Source organism: Cellulomonas sp. A375-1 (assembly GCF_001040865.1).
Classification (GTDB): domain Bacteria; phylum Actinomycetota; class Actinomycetes; order Actinomycetales; family Cellulomonadaceae; genus Cellulomonas; species Cellulomonas gelida.
In genome coordinates, this window is the sequence record NZ_LFKW01000150.1 from 62167 (window position 1) to 66524 (window position 4358).

The following is a 4358-nucleotide window of genomic DNA, read 5'->3' on the forward strand; positions in this document are numbered from 1 at the left end:
GTCGTCGCGGTCGTCTCGGGCTTCCTGTGGCCCGCGATCTGCGGGTGGGTCACGGGTGTGCCGCAGGCGTACCTGCGCACGCAGGAGGCGTGGCGCGGGGTGCGGGAGGTCACGCCGTTCGGCGGCTGGGACTACGTGCTGCAGTACTGGTTCGGTGACGACGGGCTGTGGGTGCTGGCGGCGGCGGTCGCGTTCGTCGTCGCGCTCCTCGTCGTGCCCGCCGCGTGGCGGCTCGGTCCCGAGCTGCACGCGTGGCCCGCGGCGTACGTGCTCTACCTGGCGGCCGCGATCGAACCCGGCAGCAGCCTCGCGCGGTTCCTGGTGCTCGCGTTCCCGATGGGTGCGATCACCGCGAGCGTGGTGCGCCGGCCGCCGGTCGCCCGGCGCGCGTGGTTCGTCGCGGTCGTCGTGCTCATGCTCGCCCTCCAGGTGATCTGGGTGTGGCGGTTCTGGCGCCTGACGAGCGGGTGGCCGCCGTGACGTCCGACCTGTGAACTAGGATGGTCCACGGACATCCGGCACCACGGGTGCGCAGGTGGAGCGGCACGAGCGGCGCGAAGGCGCTGCGGCTGACCGCACCACGGCGCCACCCGGTCGGGACGCACGAGGCGAAGGAGAGGCCACGCATGGCCGCGATGAAGCCGAGGACCGGAGACGGACCGCTCGAGGTGACGAAGGAAGGGCGCGGCATCGTGATGCGTGTCCCGCTCGAGGGCGGTGGACGGCTCGTGGTCGAGCTGAACGCGACCGAGGCGGCTGAGCTCGGCGAGGCACTGACCTCCGTCGCAGGCTGACGTGCCCGGCGGTCGTCCCCCGACGATCGGCCGGACCCCTCCGGCCGTGACACTCATCGGCGGCGTCGTCGCCGACAGCCCCCTGCTGGGGGAGTCGGACGTCGACGCCGTCGCCGTGCCCGTCGCGCCCGCGGTCGCGGGCGACGAGGACGAGGGTCCGCAGCCGCGGCGCGGCGCCGCCTCGACGGCGGCACGGTACGGCATCGACCTCGCCGAGCTCGCGGAGCGGGCCGGCCTGACCGGCGCGGCGGGCGAGTCGTTCGTCGTGCAGCTCCCGCGCCCTGCGGGCTCGGGCGTGAGCCTGCCGTGGGCGGGCCTTCCCCCCCGCATCGTGCTCGTCGGCATCGGCGCGAGCACGGACACCGACCTGCGCCGGGCCGGTGCGGCGCTCGCGCGTGCCTCGCGCGGACTGCGTCGCGTGGTCACGACGATCGGCGACGACGCGGGCCACAGCGCCTCGCAGGCCGCTCGTGCCGCGCGCGCCCTCGTCGAGGGCTACCTGCTCGCCGCCTACGTGCCGCCGAGCGCCGCGCGCAAGCCCCCCGCCAAGCCCGCGGCGGACCTGGTGCTGCTCGGGCGCGACGGCACGCGCGTGGGCGCCGCGGTGGACGCCGCGCGCACCGCGGCGACCGCGACCTGGCTCGTGCGGGATCTCGCCTCGACCCCCGCGAGCACCAAGAACCCCGAGTGGATCGCCGACCAGGCGCGCCGCCTCGCCACGGGACCGGGCTTCGCGGTGACCGTGCGCGGCCCGCGTGAGCTCGAGGCCGACGGCTTCGGCGGCATCCTCGCGGTCGGTGCAGGCTCGGCCTCCCCGCCGCGGCTCGTGACCGTGACCTGGACGCCGCCGACGTACGGCGGCCGGTCGGGCTCCGGGCGGCACGTCGTCATCGTCGGCAAGGGCATCACCTACGACACGGGCGGCCTGTCGATCAAGCCGCGCGAGGCCATGGTCCCGATGAAGACGGACATGACCGGTGCCGCCGTGGCACTCGCCACCGTGCTCGGCGCGGCGCACGCCGGGGTCCTGCACAAGGTCACCGCGGTGCTGCCGCTGGCCGAGAACCACTTCGGCGGTGCGTCGTACCGGCCGGGCGACGTCCTGTCGATGTACGGCGGCACGACGGTCGAGATCGCCAACACCGACGCCGAGGGTCGGCTCGTGCTCGCCGATGCGCTCGCGTGGGCCGACGCGACGCTCGACCCCGACGTGCTGGTCGACGTCGCGACCCTCACGGGTGCCGCGACCGTCGGGCTCGGCAAGCAGTACAGCGCGCTGTACGGCACCGACGAGGCGCTCGTCGCGGCGCTCGAGCGGGCGGGTACGGACTCGGGCGAGCTCGCGTGGCGCATGCCGCTCGTGCCCGAGTACGACGAGGCCGTGCACAGCTCGGTCGCCGACCTGCGGCACGTCCCGCAGGACACGCACATCGGTGCCGGGTCCGTCACCGCGGCGCTGTTCCTGCGCCGGTTCGTGGGAGACCGCGCGTGGGCGCACCTCGACATCGCGGGTCCGGCGCGGGCCACGGCCGACAAGCACGAGGTCACCGAGGGCGCGACGGGGTACGGCGCACGCCTGCTGCTGCGCTACCTGACCGAGCTCAGCTGAGCCTGCTCGGCCGGTCAGCTGATCGGCCGAGCAAGGCCGGCCCGTCGCTGGTCCGGCCCGTGCCCGGGCCGGGCATCGGTCAGCGTCGCACCGCGACCAGGAGGCCGTCGCCGACGGGCAGGAGCGCCGGCAGGAGCCGGTCGTCGCCGCGCACCGAGCGGCCGAGCTCGCGGACCGCGGTCGTCGCCTCGTCCCGGCGCGCCGGGTCGGCGACGCGGTCGTGCCAGAGCGCGTGGTCGACGACGAGCACGCCGTTCGGGCGTAGCAGGCGGATCGCCTGCGCGAGGTACTCGGGGGCCGCGTCCAAGACCCCGCCGGTGCTCGTCAGGCCGAGCAGGACCAGGTCGTAGGCGGCATCCGTGAGCCGCGGCAGGACGTCGAGCGGGCGGCCCGAGATCGTGCGCGTCCGCGTGGAGCGGATCCCGGCCTCGGCGAACGCCTCCTTCGCGGCGCGGTGGTGCTCGACCTCGGCGTCGATCGTCGTCAGCACGCCGTCGGCGGGCATGCCGCGCAGCAGGTACAGCGACGCGACGCCCGTGCCGGTCCCGATCTCGACGACTGCGCGTGCGCTCGACGCCGCCGCGAGGACGGACAGGGCGGCACCGGTGCCCGGGGGGACCGCGCCGGCGCCGAGCTGCGCGGCACGCTCACGCGCGGCGAGCACCGCGTCGTCCTCGGCGAGGAACTCCTCGGCGTAGACCCAGCTGCTGGCCTTGTCGGCGGAGATGATGGCCTCCGGGGCGGCGGCGCGCGTCGTGCGCGGACGGACGCCCGCGGTCACGGGCTCGCCCCAGCGTAGTCCCGCAGCCTCGTCCCGCCCGACGGGCGCGCGTACGGGCCGCCCGAGGCGCACGTGCACACGATCGTCACAGGTCGGCGGAACGAACGGCGCACGCAGCGCGTTGTGCCTGGCATCGTGGACCGAGCAGTGCGGTCGATCGAGCAGTCCGGTCGATCCCGCACGGCGGTCCGCGGTCGCGGGCGAGGTCGTGGCCCTGGGACAATGGCGCGAGGCGTCCGTGGCTCGACGACGGACGCGCCGCGTCGGACGTCCCGGAACCGGGACCGTGCCAGGCGACGGACGTGGCCGACGAGCGAAGAGGGAGCGCGTGCGCAGCAGCGAGGCACCCGCGGGGTGGCAGCCCCCGACGTGGGAGGAGATCGTGCGCGAGCACTCGGCGCGCGTCTACCGCCTCGCGTACCGGCTGACCGGCAACCAGCACGACGCCGAGGACCTCACGCAGGAGACCTTCGTGCGCGTGTTCCGGTCGCTGCACACGTACACGCCCGGCACCTTCGAGGGCTGGCTCCACCGCATCACGACGAACCTGTTCCTCGACCAGGCGCGCCGCCGTCAGCGCATCCGCATGGACGCGATGGGCGACGACGACGAGCGCTACGAGAGCACCGACGGGCTCGCTGCCCCCGAGCGCGCGTTCGAGCACGGCAACCTCGACCACGACGTGCAGCACGCGCTCGACGCGCTTCCGCCCGAGTACCGCGCCGCGGTGGTCCTGTGCGACATCGAAGGGCTCTCGTACGAGGAGATCGCGGTCACGCTCGGCGTGAAGATCGGCACGGTGCGTTCCCGCATCCACCGCGCCCGGGCCCGGCTGCGTGAGTCGCTCGAGCACCGCGCTCCCGTGCACCGCACGCGCGTCGCCGACGAGCCCGCGGGCGACGGCGCCGGGGCGACGTCCCCCGACGAGCCGTCGTTCGCGTCCGCGGAGGCGGCGTCATGACGCACCACCTCGGGTCGCAGCTGAGCGAGCTGGTCGACGGCAGGCTGTCACCGGTCGCGACCGACCGCGTGCTCGTGCACGTCGCCGCGTGCGCGCAGTGCGCCGACGAGCTCGCCGCCGCCCGCCTGGCCCGCCGCGCGCTCGCGGCCGCCGCGTGCGACGACGTGCCCCAGGCCCCCGACCTCACGGCGCGACTGATGTCGCTCGCACCCG

Annotated in this window: 5 protein-coding genes and 1 pseudogene; 5 read left to right on the plus strand and 1 reads right to left on the minus strand. The window is 75.4% G+C overall.

The genetic code is table 11. The features are described 5' to 3' along the window. The 3 genes and pseudogenes from CWIS_RS17845 to CWIS_RS16255 all read left to right on the plus strand — a co-directional run. Positions 1-480 (plus strand): annotated as a pseudogene (locus CWIS_RS17845) (hypothetical protein); the annotation flags it as partial. A 146-nt stretch (positions 481-626) separates the two neighbouring features. Next, a complete protein-coding gene (locus CWIS_RS18175) occupies positions 627-794 on the plus strand; it encodes a DUF3117 domain-containing protein (protein WP_013884554.1) in 168 nt (55 codons plus the stop codon). A 46-nt stretch (positions 795-840) separates the two neighbouring features. Further along, a complete protein-coding gene (locus tag CWIS_RS16255) occupies positions 841-2403 on the plus strand; it encodes a M17 family metallopeptidase (RefSeq protein WP_231583955.1) in 1563 nt (520 codons plus the stop codon). Positions 2404-2482: 79 nt separating this feature from the next. Here CWIS_RS16255 and CWIS_RS16260 read toward each other — a convergent pair whose 3' ends face one another. Next, entirely contained in the window at positions 2483-3130 is a 648-nt protein-coding gene (locus CWIS_RS16260; RefSeq protein WP_048344390.1) for an O-methyltransferase, read from the minus strand. Positions 3131-3512: 382 nt separating this feature from the next. On the opposite strand from CWIS_RS16260, the gene sigE reads away from it, so the two are divergent. Both sigE and CWIS_RS16270 read left to right on the plus strand, forming a co-directional pair. After that, positions 3513-4145, plus strand: a complete 633-nt coding sequence (gene sigE / locus CWIS_RS16265; RefSeq protein ID WP_141368947.1) for an RNA polymerase sigma factor SigE — start codon at positions 3513-3515, stop codon at positions 4143-4145. Then, the coding region (locus CWIS_RS16270) for a zf-HC2 domain-containing protein (protein WP_048344380.1) at positions 4142-4358 on the plus strand (217 nt) is incomplete at its 3' end. The genes sigE and CWIS_RS16270, both read left to right, overlap by 4 nt.